Source organism: Sphingomonas xanthus, assembly GCF_007998985.1.
Classification (GTDB): domain Bacteria; phylum Pseudomonadota; class Alphaproteobacteria; order Sphingomonadales; family Sphingomonadaceae; genus Sphingomicrobium; species Sphingomicrobium xanthum.
On the sequence record NZ_CP041659.1, the window covers coordinates 1,757,330 to 1,774,864 of the forward strand.

Genomic DNA, 17,535 nt, shown 5'->3' on the forward strand with positions numbered 1-17,535 from the left:
TTATCCACCCCCGAGAGGGAGTGGTATCAGCCTTACATGGCGTTGACGGCCGCCGCATTGACGTCAGCTTCGTCGATCGCTTCTTCCTTGCGATCGCCTTCGGCTTCAAGCGCGTCGGCCTGGTTTTCCAGGGCAGCGGCTTCGGCCGAATTGGCAGTGTTGTCAGCCATCGCTTCCAGGTTGTCGGCGGCGGCGTCGTAGTTGTCTTCGATGTTGTCGCCGAGGGCGTCATCACCCTGACCACCGCAGGCTGCAAGAGCCAGCGCGGCAGCGCCGACGATCGCGAACGAAAGCTTCTTCATCAAAAATCCCCTTTTTCCAGTGTGGTGGCGCTATCGCCCTCCGCACATGAGCCCAACAAACGCAACCACATCCGTAACGGTTCCCCGACGGACCCGTTTTTGTCAATGTCTTGAACATGCGGCCATGCCACCGTATCTTGGGGGCGCCGGGCGACCGGCTATGTCGGTAGACTATCGGGTGGAATAGGCATTTCGGACCCGGGGGGCAGTACCCCGGCGCCTCCACCACCAGCGCGACGCGCATCGCGGCGCTGCTGATGGGGGCGAAACAGGATCGACGAGTGCAATAAAGGCCTGGTTGCCGATCGGATTGGTCCACCGCAACGGGCCATTCACACAAGTGCCAACGATAATGAGGCTCTTGCGATTGCTGCGTAACTGAAGGCCTAACGGTCTAAGTTACAATGACAAAAGCGCGGTCGGACCCCACCGGGCAACAGAAGGGGATTCCAGCGGCTTGGGGAGGGCCGGGCAACAGAACCTCCCCACCCTTTCTCCAAGCTCCTCTGGCCCGAGCAACGGCGCCGAGCACGGGACAACAGAAATTCCCCAACAGATGTCCCAGCCGTTCGTCGAACGACGGCTTGTCGGCATCCGCGCCGCGTCGCAGGGTGCGCCCTGTTCATTCCCGGGGGAGTCGTTTCCATGTCCGTTCGCCATATTGTCCTGGCCCTTGGCCTGTGCGCCGCGCCGATCGCGCTCCAGTCCGCAGTGGCCCACGACAGTCACGCCCGGGCGGCAGCCGAGGCGAAACCCACGCCAAAGGATGCGTTGCTGAAGCCGCCTGCGGATGCGGTCCATTATGTCGTGGTGTCCGACGCCGCCAAACATGGCGATCAATGGCGCTGGCAGCTGCCCGACGGCCGCACAGCCTATCGCTGGTCGGAGGAATTGCGCGGCTGGATCAGCGAGGTCGACCAAGTCGTGACGCTCGACAAAAACGGCGTTCCGAGCGCGATGGCGGTTCGCGGGGTAACTTTCAGCGGCGATGCGGCGGAAACCTTCTCGATCTCCGGCGGCCAGGCGTCATGGACGAGCACCAGCGACAACGGCTCCGCTCCCGCGGACGGCCATTATCTTCCGGCAGGAGGCATTCGCCTGGCCAATGAGACGCTGGTCAACCAATTGGCCGGCGCCGGGGAATCGGGCGTGGCGCTGCTTCCCAGCGGCAAGGCGACCCTGAGCCTTGGACCGACGCTCTCGATAAATGGGCCGAAGGGCGCCAAGACCGTCCAGCTGGCCTTCGTGCGCGGCGTTCTTCCGACTCCTTATCCGGTGTGGCTTGACGAAAATCGTCGCTATTTCGCCGAGGTCGGCTGGATTTCGCTCGTTCCCGCCGGATATGAGGCGGCGGTCAAGGCGATGCGAGACCGCCAGGATGAGGCGACCGCCGAGGCGGTGAAATCCGTTGCCGCCAAATTCCTGACACCGCAGGCCCGGCGGCCGGTGCTGTTCGACAATGTGCGGCTCTTCGATGCCGAGAAAGGCCAGTTCCTCGCCAATCAGGCGGTCCTTGCAAGCGACGGGAAGATCAGTCGGATCGGGGCTGCCGGGTCGATCGCGGCGCCGTCGGGTGCCCAGGTCATAGACGGACGCGGCAAGACGCTGGTTCCCGGTATCTGGGATAGTCACATGCACATCGGCGACGATTGGGATGTGCTGGCCAATATCGCCAACGGAATGACAAGCTTCCGAAGCCCGGGAACGATGGTGGATCGGGCGCAGTCGGTGGCCGCGCGCCGAGCCAACAACCAGCTGCTGATGGGAGAACCGTTCGTTTCGGTGATCATCGACAAGAAGGACCCGCTTGCGGCTCAGGGGTCGGAAACCGTCAGCAGCGAGGCGGAGGCCATCGCCGCCGTCCGCAAGATCAGCCAGGCCGGCCTGTGGGGCGCCAAATTCTATACGTCGATGAATCCGGCATGGATCGCGCCCGCGGCCGCCGAGGCCAAAAAGCTTGGGCTTCACGTTCACGGTCACGTCCCGGCTTCGATGCGGCCGAGCGAGGCGGTCAGGGCGGGCTATGACGAACTCACCCACCTCAACTTCGTGGTGATGGAATGGATGCCCAAGGACGTGCTGGACAAGGCCAACACGCGGCAGCGGATGGAAGGGCCGGCCAAATTTTTCAAGGATACCGACCTTGATTCCGCGCCGGTCAGCAATTTCATCGCCGAGCTTGCGTCGCGCAAGACGGTCATCGATCCCACGATCGTACTTTTCGAACAGATGCTGACCCAGGACGGCGGTGCCCCGGGTCCAGCCTATGCCCCCTATATGGGCATCATTTCGCCGGTCCTGGACCGTTCGTTCCGGTCGGGCGGCTACCCGCTGGTCGAAGGTTACAGCCGCGACGACTATCGCAAAAGTTTTGAGAAGATGGTCGATCTAGTCGGCCGGCTGCACAAGGCCGGGGTGCCCATCGTCGCCGGCACCGATGGTTCCGGCGTGGAACTCATCCGCGAACTGGAAATCTACCAGCAGGCGGGGATGAGTGCGGCCGAAGCGCTGCAGACCGCGACCATCGTTCCCGCCCGCGTGGTCGGGGCCGACAAACGGACGGGCTCGATCGCGATAGGAAAGGAAGCGGACATGGTGCTGGTCGACGGCGACGTTTCGACCGATCTCGGCGCGCTTCGCCGGGTCGTGACGGTGGTCAGCGACGGCTATGTGATGGACGGAGACGCGCTGCGCGCCGCCGCCGGGTACAGCGGACGGCCCAAATAGGGCCGCCCGGCAAAGGTCAGCGCGTCTTCAGCGCGTCGCGAATTTCCTTGAGCAGGTCGACTTCGGTCGGCCCGCTCGGCTTGTTTTCGGGTTTTTCCATGATCTTGTTGGCCTGGCGAACGATGAGGAAGATAATGAACGCCAGGATCAGGAAGTTGATCACGACCGTGACGAACTGTCCCCAGCCAAGCACCGCGACCCCCGCTTCCTTAAGGTCGGCATAGCTTGCGGCATTGCCCTTGAAGCTGTCGGGGATCGGGCCGAGCAAGGTGAAATAATTGGAGAAATCGAACCCACCGAAGATTGCGCCGACCGCAGGCATGATGACATCGTCGGTCAGGCTGGCGGTAATGGTGGCGAACGCGGCCCCGATAATGACGGCAACTGCAAGGTCGAGAACGTTGCCGCGGGCAATGAAGGCCTTAAATTCGGACAGCATGGACATCCCCTGTTGCGTGGCGTTAGGCCGGCAAGCCTAGCGCGTAACAGCCCAAAGAAAAGCATCGCCGGCCGCGCGTGTGTTGTGCGCCTAAAACAGCTTCTTGTATCGACGGCCCGGGGCCTCTACCTTTCTTCCGAGACAATTGAGGGGTGTGAAACGATGACTGTCATTCGCCGCGGACTGTTTTTGGCGCCGGTCGCCGCGTTGAGCTTGGCTGGTTGCGGCCTAAACTCGGTTCCCACGGCCGAGGAAAACGTCAATGCCAAATGGGGCAATTTGCAGAGCGAATATCAGCGCCGCGCCGACCTCATTCCCAATCTCGTCGAGACGGTGAAAGGCTATGCCAACCAGGAGCGCGAGGTGCTGACCGAGGTGACCAATGCCCGGGCCAGGGCCACCAGTATCCAGCTGAGTGCCGATGACCTCAACGATCCGGCCAAGGTTCGCGCTTTCAACGACGCGCAGAGCCAGCTGGGCGGATCGCTCGGCCGGCTTCTGGCAACATTCGAGGCCTATCCCGACCTCAAGTCCAACCAGAATTTCCTGACCCTTCAAAGCCAGATCGAGGGCACGGAAAATTCGATCCTGGTTGCCCGGCGTGACTATAATGAGGCGGTGCAGGGCTATAACACCCGGATCCGTACCTTCCCCGACGCGATCGGCGCGAAGATTTTCTACGGCGCCGAGCCCAAGGTGCCGTTCGAGGCGGCCGCCGGTTCGCAGCAAGCTCCGTCGGTCGACTTCAATAGCGGAAGCTGACGTGCCTGCCATGGCCCAGGCCGGCGGCTGGCGGGGGGGCGTGCCCGCCGCCGACGGCATTCGCCGGACGTTGTTGCTCGGGCTGCTGGCGCTGTTCCTCTCGTGGGCGGCGCCTGGCTGGGCGCAATCCTTCCCGGAACTTAGCGGACGGGTCGTCGACCAGGCTGACCTGTTGACGCCCGCCCAAGAAGTCGAGCTGACGTCGCGGCTGGACACGCTCGAAAACCAGACGGGTCGGCAGCTGGTGATCGCCACGGTTAAGAGCCTCGAAGACCGGACGATCGAGGATTATGGCTATCGGCTTGGCCGGCATTGGGGGATTGGCCAGAAAGAACAGGACGACGGCGTCATCCTGCTGGTCGCGCCCAACGAGCGGAAGGTCCGTATTGAGACCGGTTACGGCGCTCGAGTGTTCCTGACCGACGCCGTTTCAAGCCTGATCATCCGCGAGAGCATACTTCCGAAGTTCAAGGCTGGCGACATGGGTGGGGGCATTATCGCCGGTACCGATCAAATCGTCACGATGATGGAATTGCCGCCCGAGGAGGCCGCGCGCAGGGCCCGGGAAGCCGGCGCCAGGGAGGATCGCACCGCCCGGTCCGGCGACATCAGCTGGTTTCCGGTCATCCTGATGGTGGTATTGTTTTTCACCATCATCGGGGCGATCTCGAGCCGGGTCAGTGGGCGCCGCTATCGGGGCAAGCATGGCAAGGGCAAGGGCAAGCGCGGGCTCGGCGCAGATGATGTCGCGGTAATGCTGTGGGGTCTCGATCTGCTTACCCGGGGTGGCCGCGGCGGCGGCGGCGGATTTGGGGGCTTTGGCGGCGGCGGGGGAGGCGGCTTCGGCGGCTTTTCCGGTGGCGGCGGCTCGTTCGGTGGCGGCGGAGCCTCAGGAGGATGGTGATGCTCAGGATATCCGCGGAGGATCATGGGCGCGTAAGCGAGGCAATCGCCGCAGCCGAGCAAAAATCGGACGGCGAAATCATCGCGATCAGCGCTGAACGGTCGGATGCCTATCACGATGTCGGCCTCCATTATGCAGTCCTGGTCGCCTTCCTCGCGCTGGCCTATTTTGCGGCCTTGCCGGGCCAGCTGGAATTTTGGTGGACCTTGCTGATGGGTTGGACCGCTGAGCCCAGCCCGCGCCAGCTGCTGACCCTGCTTTTCGCGATCGTCCTGGCCAAATTTCTCGCCGTCCTCTTTCTCCTTAAATGGCAACCGTTGCGGATGCTGCTGACGCCGGGTTCGACCAAGTCGCGGCGGGTGCGGCGGCGGGCCGTGATGCTGTTCAGGACCAGTGCGGAGCGGCGCACGATTGGTCGCACCGGCATCCTCATCTACCTGTCGATGGCCGAACATCGCGCCGAGATCGTCGGCGACGAGGCGATTACCGCAGTGACCACTCCCGAATGTTGGGGCGATGCCATGACCGCGCTGCTTCGCGAGGTAAAGGCAGGGCGTCCGGCCGATGGGATCATTGCCGCGATCGGACTGATTGGCGGCGTGCTGGCGACGCATTTCCCCAAGTCGAAGGATGACAGGAACCAGATCCCCGACAAGTTGATCGAACTGTGACGCGCGGCGTCGTGGAGTGGGAAGGCAAGTATATTCGCGTCGTCCGCGAGGGGAGGTGGGAATATGTCGAGCGCTGCGGCGGCGTCCATGCTGTCGTGATCCTCGCCGAGTATCAGGGCAAGATGGTGCTGGTTGAACAGCATCGCGTCCCGCTCGGCCGGCGCTGTCTCGAACTTCCTGCCGGGCTGGTCGGCGACGAGGACTCTTCGGCCGGCGTCGAGGATACGGCGATCAAGGAGTTGGAGGAGGAAACCGGCTTTACCGCCGCGAAGGTCGAGGAGCTGGGCCAGTTCCACAGTTCGCCCGGCATGGTCGCCGAAGGTTTTACGCTTGTTCGCGCATCGGGTTTGTCGCGGGTCGGCGAGGGCGGCGGGACCGAGCATGAGGACATCGAGGTCCACCTCGTGCCGAAGGGCGAGGTCGGCGGATTCGTCGCGGCCAAGCGTTCGGAAGGCTGCGCGATCGACGTTAAGCTTCTGCTCCTGCTGGCTTCGGACCTCCTCGACGGGCCTGTTCATCGACCCTGACTGCCGCTTGTCGAATTGGTTGCCGTCAGTTCAGGGCCGGGGCGCTACTGACGCCCCAAATTTTCCATTGGGAGAGCAAGTTGAAATCGATCCTGTTGGGCGGCGCTGCCGCCTTCGCCCTGGTTGCGGCGATGCCTGCGACCGCCCAGGTGGCCGCCCCGGCGCCGGCAGCGAGCGTCGCCGGCAATGTCCTGCTGAAGGAATGGACCGGTCCTTATGACGGCGTGCCGCCGTGGGACCAGGTGCAGCCGGCAATGTTCGGTCCGGCATTCCAGGCGGGCATCGATGAAATGCTCCGCGAATATGAGGCAATCGCCAAGAATCCGGCGGAACCGACCTTCGCCAACACGATTGAGGCCATGGAAAAGGCCGGCGAGACGCTTGACCGCGTCCAGTCGATCTTCGGTGTCTACTCCAGCAACCTCGCGACGCCGGAAATCCAGGCGATCAACAAGGACTGGTCGCCCAAACTGTCGGCGGCCTATGACAAGATCAACCTTAACGGCCCGCTGTTCGCCCGCATTTCGGCGCTTTACGAACACCGCGACCACCTCGGCCTCGACGCGAAACAGAAGCGCCTGCTGACCCGGACCTACGAAGGCTTCGTCCGCCGCGGTGCCAAGCTGGACGCCGCCGGCAAGGCCCAACTGTCCGACTATAATGGCCAGCTGGCGACCGCCTTCGCCGACTTCAACGCCAAGCTGCTAGCCGATGAATCGACCTACACGAAGGCGAGCGAAGCGGAGATGGCCGGGGTTCCGGCCGATGTGAAGCAGGCCGCGGCAAGCGCCGCCAAGGAACAGGGCATGCCGGCAGGCAGCTATGCCGTCGCCAACACCCGCTCAGCAGTCGAGCCGGTGCTGAGCTTCGGGACGAACCGCGCGTTTCGCCAAAAGGTTTGGCAGGCATTCGTCAATCGCGGCGACAACGGCAATGCCAACGACACCAATGCTTTGATCGCCAAGATTGTGAAGATCCGTGCCGACCGCGCCAAGCTGCTCGGTTATGACACCCATGCCGACTGGCGGATGCAGGACACCATGGCCAAGACCCCGGCCAAGGCGATGGAGCTGATGCAGCGGGTGTGGAAGCCGGCCGTCGCGCGCGTCGCGCAGGAAGTCGCCGACATGAAGCCGTTCGCTGCCAAGGACGGCGTCAAGACGATCGAGCCGTGGGACTATCGGTTCTACCAGGAGAAGGTGAGGAAGGCGAAGTACGACCTCAGCCAGGACGAAATTAAGCCCTATTTCGAGCTCAACAACCTCGTCGACGGCATGTTCTGGTCGGCCGAGCAGCTCTATGGAATGAAGTTCACCGAGAACACCGGTAAGGTGCCGGTGTTCCATCCCGACATCCGTACCTTCGAAGTGACCGATGCCAAGACGGGCGAAGTGACGGGGCTGTTCTACTTCGACACTTATGCTCGCCAGGGTAAAAGGTCGGGCGCCTGGGCGACCACCTACCGCAGCCGCGCGGGCCTGCTTGGCGACAAGATCGTGCTCGGATCGAACAATAATAATTTCACCAAGCCAGCGGCCGGCCAGCCGGTGCTGATCAGCCTCGATGACGCATCGACGCTGTGGCACGAGTTCGGCCACGCCATTCATTATTATTTGAGCGACGTGAAATATCCGTCACTTGGCGGCACTCCGCGCGACTTCGTAGAATATCCGAGCCAGGTGAACGAGAATTGGTTGCTGACCCGGCCGGTGCTCGACAAGTTCGCCCGCCATTATAAGACGGGGGCACCGATGCCCGAGGCGCTGGTCAAGAAGATCGAGGCGTCGGACAGTTTCAACCAAGGCTTCGCGACGGTTGAATATCTGTCGTCGGCGCTGGTCGACATGATGCTCCACACCACCAAGGACGGGGTTGTCGATCCCGACAAGTTCGAGCGCGAGGCCCTGGCCAAGCTTGGCATGCCCAAGGAAATGGTGATGCGGCACCGCCTGCCTCAGTTCGGCCATCTCTTTTCCTCGGACAGCTATTCGGCCGGCTATTACAGCTACCTCTGGTCGGAAACGATGGACGCGGACACCTGGGCGGCATTCGAGGCGGCAGGCAATCCTTACGATCCGAAGATCGCCGAAGCGTTCAAGACCTACTTGCTGTCTACCGGCAACGAGACCGATCGGGCCGACGCCTATCGCCAGTTCCGCGGTCGTGACCCGGAGGTCGAAGCGCTGCTCAAGCGGCGGGGCTTCCCCACCAACTAGGCAGTTGGGGCAGGGCTGGAGGCGCGGTTCATCGCCTCCAGCTTCTGTCTAAGGCTGATCGTAAAGCCATGCTCCAGCGCATGGCGGGCATCGGGATTGGCCGACAGAAAGGCGTTGATCATCTGCGCCGGCGCGCACCAAAAGCGAGCTGGGCTGGTAAGCGCGACGGTAGCGATCGCCGGCGTTTCGCCAAGCACCGTGGCTTCGCCGATCAATGCCCCGGGTTCGATCTTCCCAACCAGATGGCCGTGGGCGCGAACTTCGGCGCTACCGTGGTGCAGGTAGAACAGCCGCGCCGACCGTTCGCCTTCGCGGATCAGCACGTCGCCGGTACGCCCGTCCATCCAGAACCCCTGGTCGATCAGGCGACGGGCCTGGGCTCGGCCTAGGCCGCTCAGCGGTCCGGCGAGCATTCCCTCCTCCTCGGCGGAAAAACTTGCCCGTTTGTCGGCGACCATGACGCTGGATGCCTGGACGGCGGCGACGACCAGCATCAGCACCGGAAGGACGACTGCGAACAGGCCGTGCGCGTCGATGCCATAGGCCAGGCCGAAGGCGGCCGCTGCGCCGAGCCACAAATGGCTGGCGAGCCGCGAGCGGACCAGCAGCGCGGCCAGCGCGGCAACGAAGATGGCGACATAGAGGCCCAGTGCCGCCGTCACGACGACATTAGCCCCCGCTGCGGGTGCTGAATGTGTCGATCAGCACATCAAGCTGCGCTTTGCAGTCGGCTCGGATCAGGCTTTGCGCCATGCCTTCGAGGCCACTGGGAATGGGCGTAAGCACCTTCAGGGTCATGGTGGTCGGCTCGCCCAATCCGGTAACCCCGACCCGGTTTCCCGAGGCGACCGGAATTTCCGCGGGCCAAGGCGCGTCCCATTGCGACGGCTTGAAGGCAATCGTCGCGCTATTGCCGGCGGCATCAGTCAGTTTTGCGGTCGCAGCCGCGCTGGCGTCGGCGCGGTACAAGGTCAGCTCTCCCGGATTGGCGACGCAGACATTGCCGCTTTGCCCTACGTCGGCCTGCCAGACGCTTCGTGAACCGGCCCCCCGCACTGCCCCCAGCCGTACGCGGCGGCTATTGGTCCCGGCGGTCCGCACCGCGCCTGCTGCCGGCGCAGCGCTGGCCGAAGCACTGAAATTGCCCGGGCCTTCCAGCGTCCGCGTGCCCCGCGAATCGAGCAGCACGACCATGTCGTTGCCCTTGAGCTTGAGCGTGTGGGTGTCGGACAGCGCCTTACCTGGGGGGTAGGCCCCGGCCGATGGTCCGGATGAGCGGACTACAAGCACCGCCGCGGCGGCGGCGGAAGTCATGAGCAGTGCGGCACTTGCCGCGGACAGCAATAGGCGAACCATCGCTATTTCTCCCTCAACTGAACAAAACCCCCGGGCCCAGCTTCCCGAAGGCGGCAGGCAAACGCCGCAAGTGCGGCATCCTTATCATGGGTTAAGCAAATTTGTTCAATGGCGTCGAGGGCTCCCCGATCGCCGTGGTCGAAGGCGTACCAAAGCCGGACGAGTTCGGCCCGGTCGGCGGGACTCATTCCCGGCGCGGGTTCCCAGACCGCGATTGGGGTCGACCGGCCGCTGAGCGCGATACGGCCCATCGGCCGCAGCAAGTCGGACGGGCTGAGGTCGTGCACGGCATCGCTGACCAGCGCCACCGTCTTGAGCTGCTTGTTGGCGCTTTCCAATCGGGCGGCGCAGTTCATGGCATCGCCAAGCGCGGTGTAGGTCAGCCGCCCTTCGCCGCCGAAGTTGCCGACCACGGCGTCGCCGAAGTGAAGCCCGGCACGGGTCCGACCGAGCGGCGCGCCGGCCCCCTGATGCTCCTTGGCGAAATCCCGCGCAAAATCGACGATGGCCAGCAGCGCGGCCAGCGCCCGGTGCGCATCATCGGGGCGGGCGATCGGTGCGCCCCAAAAGGCGACCACCGCATCGCCGACGAACTTGTCGATTGTGCCCCCATGATCGAGCACGATCTTGCTCATACCGTCGAGATAGGCGTTGAGCAGGCTCGCCACCCTCTCCGGCGGGATCGCGTGACTGAGCGCGGTGAAGCCCTCGATATCGGTGAACAGGGTGAAAATCGCGCGCTTTTCCCCGGTAAGCGACAGTTTCGCGGGGTCGCGCAGGATTTGCACAGCGATGTCATGCGGCAGATATTTGCCGAGCGCCGACTGGGCGTAACGGCGCTGGTCTGAGCCGATAGCGCGGACCGCCGCGCCGGTCGCGGCATAGGCCAGGACCCAGCCGCCGAGCCATCCGAACGCCGGGAGGCCGTAAGTGTCGGTTCCGGTCCATTCGAACAGGAAGGGAGCGCCGGTAAAGAACAGCAATTGGCCAAGGATCGACAGCGCCACGACCCAGGGGCGGACATCGAGCATGGCGGTAAAGGCACCGCACAGTACGACCAGGATCGCCAGCACCCAGAGCGACAAGGGGCCCGCGGGCGACGGCAGGCGGCGATCGAGCAGTTGCGCAAGCATCGTGGCATGGACTTCGAGCCCGCTCATCGTCGGGCCATCGACACGGGTCGAGGGAATTTCGAACTGGTCACGGTCGGGGAGGTCGCCGCCGATCAGCACGGTGCGTCCCTTGACCTGGTCGGCCAGCAGCGGCGCGGTCGCCGGGTCGCCGAACAGGTCGATCGGGAGCTTGGCGAAAACCGGCCGCTCCGGATTGGCGGGCTGCCGGAAATCGATGCTGCCATGATATTGGAAGGCGGCAGGGGCTCCTGCCAGCGCCAGCGGCATGAACGGCGGCAGGCCTTCGGGCAGGGTGGGCCAGCGGCGCAAGACATTGTCGCCGTCGGCTTCGAACCGGACCGAGGTATGGCGCACCGCGCTGCCTGCCAGCCGCGCCGCCAGATCGTCCATAAACTGCTGCTGCCATTGTTCGATCTCGTCGCCGGCGGTGGCGCGGTTGGCGTAGGCCAGCCACACCGGTGTCCGCATTCCCCGCAATGCCTCCAGCAGCTGCGCGTCCTCCGCCTGGGGCTGGTCGATCAGGATATCGATCCCGACTGCCTTGGCGCCCATCGCGTCGAGGTTGGTCAGCGCCTGGGCCAGGATGGCCCGATCGAGTGGCGAGCGTTGCTCGGTCGCGCGCAGCGTATCCTGCGTATAGGGGATTATCAGGATCCGCGGGTCCTGCGGCGCCGGCTTCGCGCGCTCGCCGATGGCCTGCCTCAGGTCGAACAGCGCGCGCTCGGCATCGGTCGAGATGGGGATGGTCAGCCGGGGTTCCCCCGGTCGGGCAGGAAAATGCCATTCGGTCCGACCCTGTTCCTCGGTCGAGATGCTGACCGGCAATTCCCAGCTGAATCGCGCGAAGAGGATCGCCCACAACACGAACAGCGCCGTCGCCACCAGCCGCGCGAAGGGAACCCTTTTCAGGTCGCGCAGGACGCCCTCGATCGTCGGCCGCTCCTCGCCGGCGAGCGGGTCGGCCTCGGCAGTCCAGCGCTGCTGCGGCTGGTCCACCCTCAATCCCTTGCCCGGCAAAATCGCATCGCCCAAACCCCCGTCGGCGGTGGTCACCCGCCGGCGACTCAGGCCATCGGCGCGTTTAACCTGCGATAGTTAGATTCGTTGCTGCAATCAAAGCCGTGCGGCCAGCGCCTCCGCCCTGGCCAGCTCGGCAAGCGGCTCGGTCAGCGCCGCGGTCGCCTCGGCATGGGCCGAAGACGCGTTGCCCCGCGCCAGCCGCCCGCGGATCCCGTGCAGGATGGCGGCGATGCGGAACATCACGAACACGATCAGATAATCGAGGTGAGGGAGGAACGCGCGTCCGGTCCGGCGACAGTAGGCGGCGACATATTGCTCTTCGGTCGGGATGCCGAGTTCGGCGAAATCGAGGCCCGCCAGCCCGGTGAACATGCCTGCGGGCATGCGGTACATCATTAAGTGATAGACAAAGTCGGCCGTCGGATCGCCCAGCGTCGACAGTTCCCAGTCGAGAACGGCCAAGACCTCAGACGCTTCGTTATGGAAGATCATATTGTCGCAGCGAAAATCCCCATGGACGACCCGCGCATCGCCGCTGTCGGGCGGCAGGTTGTCGCGCAGCCAGGCGGTCAGCCAGTCCATCGCCGGCACGCGCCCGGCCTCGACATCGCCTTCATATTGCTTCGACCAGCGCGCCACCTGCCGTTCGACGAACCCAGTGGCGCGGCCATAGTCACCAAGGCCGATGGCGTCGGGATCGAGGACATGAAGCTGGGCGATGGTCGCGTTCATCGCGTCAAAGTGGGCAGCGCGCCGGTCACGGCTCATGTCCGGGAAGCTGGCCTCCCAGACGATCCGCCCTTCAACCATGTCCATCAGGAAAAAGGGCGTGCCGATAACCTCCTCATCCTCGCAGAGGCCGTGGACATGGGGAACCGGGAAGCCTTGTTGGCCAAGTGCGCTCATCACCCGCGCTTCGCGCTCAACGGCATGGGCGCCGGACAACAGCTTTCCTGGAGGCTTGCGGCGCAGCACGAAGCTTCGCCCGGAAGGCGTGTCGAGCCGATAGGTCGGGTTGGACTGGCCACCCTTGAACTGGCTCACGCGGATCGGGCCGGCGAAGCCGCTGACATTGGCGGCCATCCACCGTTCGAGCGCCGCGGTGTCGAACGACAGCGCCTCGCTGACCGGTTTCGTGCCGCTATTGGCCTGGGTGCGATCCATCGGGCGGAAGAATGGAGAGGCGCGGGACCGAATGCAATCACGCTGCGTTGGTCGCCCCATGCCCCGTTTCGTGCATCTTTCCGACCTTCATTTCGGCGCCCATGACCCGCGCCTGGTTGCCGCGGTCGCGGAGCGGATCGATGAGGCCAGACCCGACCTGGTGGTTATTTCCGGCGATTTCACCCAGCGTGCCAGAACCGACCAGTTCGCGCAGGCCTGCCGGTTCCTCGAGCGGTTGCGTACGTCGGGGCATGAGGTGCTGGGCGTGCCGGGCAATCACGACGTACCGCTTTACGATGTGCTTCGCCGCTTCCTGTCGCCGCTGACGCGGTACCGGCGCTATGTCGATGACAACCTATGTCCGTATCATGAAGTGAACGGCGCGGCGGTGCTGGGACTCAACACTGCGCGGTCGCTGACGTTCAAGGACGGACGCATCAACAAGAAGCAGGCGGCGCTGATCCGCGCGACTTTCGCGCGCGCGCCGACCGCCGCGGCGAGAATCCTGGTGACCCATCATCCGCTGTTCGCGCTTCCGGTCGGGGCCGGGCCGCAGCTGGGTAAGGCGATTGGCCGGCAGCAAATGGCGCTCGAGGTAGTCGGCGAAGCGGGGGTCGACCTGCTTCTGGCCGGCCACAACCACCGTGCCTCGACCCATCACGCCCGCGATCTCGTCACCGACGCAGGCCCGGCGCTGGTGGTGCAGGCCGGGACCGCAACCTCGACCCGGCTTCGGGACGAAGAGCAGAGCTTTAACATCATCGACGCCGGCGACGGGGTCGTGACCATTGCCGTGCAGGCCTGGGACGGCGGCCGCTATGCCGGACGCGATATCGAGCATTTCGTGCGCCGTGATGGCCATTGGCAGGCACAAAGCGGTGCCGAGCTGGCCCAGGCGCCGGAGGCTTGAGTCGATACGGGGCGAGCGCCTAAGGCGGCACGGATTGACCAAGCGGGGGCAGGATGACGGACGGTAAGGCATCGATCGACGAGTTGCAGTTTGACCTGGCCGAATTCGTCCGCCGGGTCTTGGCCGAGGATCTGGGATCGGGCGGCGATGTAACGTCTAAGGCGACAATCCGGGCCGACGCCCGCTTCACCGCGGAGATGAATTGCCGGGAGCCGATCAGCGTCGCCGGGCTCGATATCGCGGTCGCCTTCTTCAGGGCGCTCGACCGTGAAATACGCGTCGAACGGCGCGCCGCAGACGGCGACGCGGTGGCGGCGGGCACGATCCTGCTTCGCCTCGAAGGCAATGCGCGGGCAATGCTCGCGGCGGAGCGATCAGCGCTCAACACGCTTCAGCATTTGTCCGGAATTGCCACCCTGGCGCGCCGCTATGTCGACGCCATTGCCGGGACCGGCGCGATCCTGCTCGACACGCGCAAGACAATTCCAGGGCTCAGGCTGCTGGAAAAATATGCGGCCCGGATGGGCGGCGCGCAAAACCATCGCATGCGGCTCGATGACGGGCTGCTAATCAAGGACAATCATGTCGGCGTTGCCGGCGGAGTGGCGGAAGCGGTTCGCGCCGCCAAGGCTTATGGAAGCGGCCTTGATGTCCAGGTCGAGGTCGATCGCCTTGACCAGATCGGGCCCGCACTTGCTGCCGGCGCCGACCGCTTGCTGCTCGACAATATGAAGCCCAACGTGCTGCGCGAAGCGGTGGCGATGGTCGCCGGGCGGGTCCCGCTTGAGGCGTCGGGCGGCGTCAACCTCGATACAATTCGCGGCATCGCCGAAACCGGGGTCAACTATATCTCGGTGGGCCGGCTTACCCAGTCCGCGCCGGCCGTGGACATCGGCCTCGACTATGTGCTGACGAGCTGAACGGCGCCCGACCAAAACGTTCAGAAGGCGGTCAGTCCAGTGGCCTACATTGCTCCTCGATCCCGGCGCGTTTGGCCGGGTTGAAGATTGAGGAGTCATTGATGTTCAAGCCCGCTCTGCTTGCGGCCGCCGCCATGGCCGCCACTGCCCTTCCCGCGACTGCCGAGGCGCGGCACACCCCTTATCAGGCGCCGTCCGGATACGGCTATTATGGCCAGGGCTATTATCCGCAAAATGCCTACCCCCAGCCTGTCTACGGCCAGCGCTATGACCGGCGTGATTACGACCAGCGCAATCATCGCCAGTGCAAGAGCGGCACAACCGGTGCGATTGTCGGCGGTGCGGCCGGCGCCCTGCTCGGCCGTGAAGTCGCCAAGGGCAGCCGAGACTATTACGGCTATCGCAACCGCGGCAACGGGACGATGGGCGCGATCATCGGCGGCGCGATCGGCGCCATCGCCGGTCGCGAAATCACCCGCAGCTGCTAAGCGCGTCCCGCAGGCGCGATGGAATGGGGTCGGCACCGCCGGCCCCATTTTTTTTCGCGCAAACGCCGCCGCAGGGGCTATAGGGACCCAAATTTCAGTGGAGATGAGATTGTTCAAGGGGTTGAAGCCCATCCAGTATGGCGGCCGGGAAGTCTGGCCGCTGGTCGAGGGCGGCAAGGGCGTATCGGCAACCAACCATATGAGCTCGGGTGCCTGGGCCGCTGCCGGCGGGATTGGCACGGTTTCCGCCGTCAACGCTGACAGCTATGATCCCGATGGCCGGATCATCCCGCAGGTCTACAAGGCACTGACTCGCCGTGAACGGCATGAGGAATTGATTGCCTATGCCGTCGACGGAGCGGTCGCGCAGGTCGAGCGCGCGCATGATCTGTCGGGCGGCAAGGGCGCCATCAACATCAATGTGCTGTGGGAAATGGGCGGTGCGCAGCGGGTGCTGAACGGCGTCCTGGAACGCACCAAGGGTCTGGTTACCGGCGTTACCTGCGGCGCGGGCATGCCCTATAAGTTGAGCGAGATCGCCGCCCATTATGGCGTGCAATATCTACCTATCGTCAGTTCCGGCCGTGCGTTCCGCGCGCTGTGGAAGCGAGCCTATTCCAAGGTCGCGCATTTACTTGGCGCGGTGGTTTATGAAGACCCGTGGCTTGCGGGCGGGCACAATGGTCTCAGCAATGCCGAGGATCCGCGCAAGCCCCAGGATCCCTATCCGCGGGTCAAGGAACTGCGCGAAGTGATGCGTGAGGGCGGAATCAGCGACGAGGTTCCGATCATCATGGCCGGCGGCGTGTGGCGGCTCGACGAGTGGAACGACTGGATCGACAATCCCGAACTCGGCCAGATCGCGTTCCAGTTCGGCACGCGTCCGCTTCTGACCCAGGAAAGCCCGATTCCGCCCGAATGGAAGGCGCGGCTGATGTCGCTGGAAGAAGGTGACGTGCTGCTCCACCGCTTCTCGCCGACCGGCTTCTATTCCTCGGCGGTGCGCAATCCCTTCCTGCGCAACCTCGAGGCACGCAGCGAACGGCAGATCGCGTTCACCAAGGAATCGATCGGCGACCATGCGTTCGAATTGGATGTCGGCGTTGGCACGAAGAAGAATTTCTGGGTGACCAAGGGCGACCTACAGCATGCCCGCGAATGGTATGGCGCAGGCTACACCAATGCGATGAAGACGCCCGACGACACATTGGTGTTCGTGACCCCCGAAGAAGAAAAGCTTATCCGGAAGGACCAGGCGGACTGCATGGGTTGCCTGTCGCAATGCAGCTTTTCCAGCTGGGCGGACAATGAAAAGAATTCGACCGGGCGCCTCGCCGATCCCCGCAGTTTCTGCATCCAGAAGACGTTGCAGGACATTGCGCATGGCGGGCCCGTCGACGAGAATCTGATGTTCGCCGGCCATGCCGCCTTCAGGTTCAGGACCGACCCCTTCTATTCGAACGGGTTCGTGCCGACCGTGAAGCAATTGGTTGACCGCATCCTGACGGGCGCGTGATGTTGAAGCGGGGGCTGGGGATTGCGCTGTTGCTGACGCTTGCGGCGACCGCCAGCGCGCAGGACAAGACGCCGCCTTATTGGGCGTCGATCGCCAGCGGCGAGGCGATGATGCGCACGGGCCCCGGCCGAAACTATCCCGGCATCTGGCTCTACAAGCGCCGCGACCTGCCGGTGCGGGTGGTGCAGGTCTATCCCAACTGGCGCAAGATCGAGGACCCGGACGGGCAGCAGGGCTGGATGCTTGTCAGCCTGCTCAGCGATCGCCAGACCGCCATCGTCAAGCCCGGCGCGCCGCGCGACATCCATGTTCGCGCCGATCGCGCGGCGCCGGTCCGCTACCGCGCCGAATCCGGTGTGGTCGGCCGCGTCGATCGCTGCACTGGCGGGTTCTGCCAGTTCAAGGTTGGCAAGCGTGAAGGCTGGATCGCCCAACATGATCTTTGGGGTGGCGTCAGTTCAACTGACTAAAAGCAATGTA

The 17,535-nt window shown here is 64.2% G+C and carries 17 protein-coding genes and 1 other RNA gene; 12 read left to right on the plus strand and 6 right to left on the minus strand.

From position 1 onward, the window contains the following. Positions 1-32: 32 nt before the first annotated feature. A complete protein-coding gene (locus FMM02_RS08875; RefSeq protein ID WP_425473613.1) occupies positions 33-305 on the minus strand; it encodes a hypothetical protein in 273 nt (90 codons plus the stop codon). Positions 306-408: 103 nt separating this feature from the next. Here FMM02_RS08875 and ssrA point away from each other — a divergent pair. Both ssrA and FMM02_RS08885 read left to right on the plus strand, forming a co-directional pair. Beyond that, positions 409-753, plus strand: a transfer-messenger RNA (tmRNA) gene (ssrA, locus tag FMM02_RS08880). 194 nt (positions 754-947) lie between these two features. Further along, positions 948-3,029 carry an amidohydrolase family protein gene (locus FMM02_RS08885; RefSeq protein ID WP_147494509.1) on the plus strand — a complete coding sequence of 694 codons (2,082 nt, stop codon included), beginning with the start codon at positions 948-950 and terminating at the stop codon, positions 3,027-3,029. 16 nt (positions 3,030-3,045) lie between these two features. Here the strand turns inward: FMM02_RS08885 and mscL are convergent, their stop codons facing one another. Further along, the gene (mscL, locus tag FMM02_RS08890; protein ID WP_147494510.1) at positions 3,046-3,474 is read right to left on the minus strand and encodes a large conductance mechanosensitive channel protein MscL; all 429 of its coding nucleotides are present in this window, start codon (positions 3,472-3,474) and stop codon (positions 3,046-3,048) included. A gap of 156 nt (positions 3,475-3,630) precedes the next feature. Here mscL and FMM02_RS08895 point away from each other — a divergent pair, with 156 nt between their 5' ends. The 5 genes from FMM02_RS08895 (at position 3,631) to FMM02_RS08915 (ending at position 8,548) form a co-directional block, all read left to right on the plus strand. Continuing rightward, a complete protein-coding gene (locus FMM02_RS08895; RefSeq protein ID WP_147494511.1) occupies positions 3,631-4,230 on the plus strand; it encodes a LemA family protein in 600 nt (199 codons plus the stop codon). A gap of 10 nt (positions 4,231-4,240) precedes the next feature. Beyond that, entirely contained in the window at positions 4,241-5,134 is an 894-nt protein-coding gene (locus tag FMM02_RS08900) for a TPM domain-containing protein (protein ID WP_147495041.1), read from the plus strand. Next, positions 5,131-5,805 carry a TPM domain-containing protein gene (locus FMM02_RS08905; protein ID WP_147495042.1) on the plus strand — a complete coding sequence of 225 codons (675 nt, stop codon included), beginning with the start codon at positions 5,131-5,133 and terminating at the stop codon, positions 5,803-5,805. The genes FMM02_RS08900 and FMM02_RS08905 overlap by 4 nt, the downstream gene beginning before the upstream one ends. Continuing rightward, the gene (locus tag FMM02_RS08910; RefSeq protein ID WP_147494512.1) at positions 5,802-6,332 is read left to right on the plus strand and encodes an NUDIX hydrolase; all 531 of its coding nucleotides are present in this window, start codon (positions 5,802-5,804) and stop codon (positions 6,330-6,332) included. Before FMM02_RS08905 ends, FMM02_RS08910 begins: the two co-directional genes overlap by 4 nt. 80 nt (positions 6,333-6,412) lie before the next feature. Beyond that, the gene (locus FMM02_RS08915) at positions 6,413-8,548 is read left to right on the plus strand and encodes a M3 family metallopeptidase (RefSeq protein WP_246104759.1); all 2,136 of its coding nucleotides are present in this window, start codon (positions 6,413-6,415) and stop codon (positions 8,546-8,548) included. Here FMM02_RS08915 and FMM02_RS08920 read toward each other — a convergent pair. The 4 genes from FMM02_RS08920 to FMM02_RS08935 are packed head-to-tail and all read right to left on the minus strand — an operon-like array spanning position 8,545 to position 13,221. Next, a complete protein-coding gene (locus FMM02_RS08920; protein WP_147494513.1) occupies positions 8,545-9,210 on the minus strand; it encodes a cyclic nucleotide-binding domain-containing protein in 666 nt (221 codons plus the stop codon). The genes FMM02_RS08915 and FMM02_RS08920 overlap by 4 nt on opposite strands. Before the next feature lie 7 nt (positions 9,211-9,217). Continuing rightward, a complete protein-coding gene (locus tag FMM02_RS08925; RefSeq protein WP_147494514.1) occupies positions 9,218-9,904 on the minus strand; it encodes a hypothetical protein in 687 nt (228 codons plus the stop codon). 2 nt (positions 9,905-9,906) lie between these two features. Then, on the minus strand, positions 9,907-12,090 hold the full coding sequence (locus FMM02_RS08930) for an adenylate/guanylate cyclase domain-containing protein (protein ID WP_147494515.1): 2,184 nt from the start codon (positions 12,088-12,090) through the stop codon (positions 9,907-9,909). Positions 12,091-12,150: 60 nt separating this feature from the next. Next, a complete protein-coding gene (locus tag FMM02_RS08935) occupies positions 12,151-13,221 on the minus strand; it encodes a phosphotransferase family protein (RefSeq protein WP_147494516.1) in 1,071 nt (356 codons plus the stop codon). A gap of 58 nt (positions 13,222-13,279) precedes the next feature. Here FMM02_RS08935 and FMM02_RS08940 point away from each other — a divergent pair, with 58 nt between their 5' ends. From FMM02_RS08940 to FMM02_RS08960, 5 genes are all read left to right on the plus strand, one after another. Then, positions 13,280-14,131, plus strand: a complete 852-nt coding sequence (locus tag FMM02_RS08940; RefSeq protein WP_147494517.1) for a metallophosphoesterase family protein — start codon at positions 13,280-13,282, stop codon at positions 14,129-14,131. Positions 14,132-14,184: 53 nt separating this feature from the next. After that, positions 14,185-15,051 carry a carboxylating nicotinate-nucleotide diphosphorylase gene (nadC, locus tag FMM02_RS08945; RefSeq protein ID WP_147494518.1) on the plus strand — a complete coding sequence of 289 codons (867 nt, stop codon included), beginning with the start codon at positions 14,185-14,187 and terminating at the stop codon, positions 15,049-15,051. 101 nt (positions 15,052-15,152) lie between these two features. Further along, entirely contained in the window at positions 15,153-15,539 is a 387-nt protein-coding gene (locus FMM02_RS08950) for a glycine zipper 2TM domain-containing protein (protein WP_147494519.1), read from the plus strand. A gap of 109 nt (positions 15,540-15,648) precedes the next feature. After that, positions 15,649-17,055 carry an NAD(P)H-dependent flavin oxidoreductase gene (locus tag FMM02_RS08955; RefSeq protein ID WP_147495044.1) on the plus strand — a complete coding sequence of 469 codons (1,407 nt, stop codon included), beginning with the start codon at positions 15,649-15,651 and terminating at the stop codon, positions 17,053-17,055. Further along, entirely contained in the window at positions 17,055-17,525 is a 471-nt protein-coding gene (locus FMM02_RS08960; RefSeq protein ID WP_147494520.1) for an SH3 domain-containing protein, read from the plus strand. The genes FMM02_RS08955 and FMM02_RS08960 overlap by 1 nt, the downstream gene beginning before the upstream one ends. Positions 17,526-17,535: the final 10 nt, after the last annotated feature.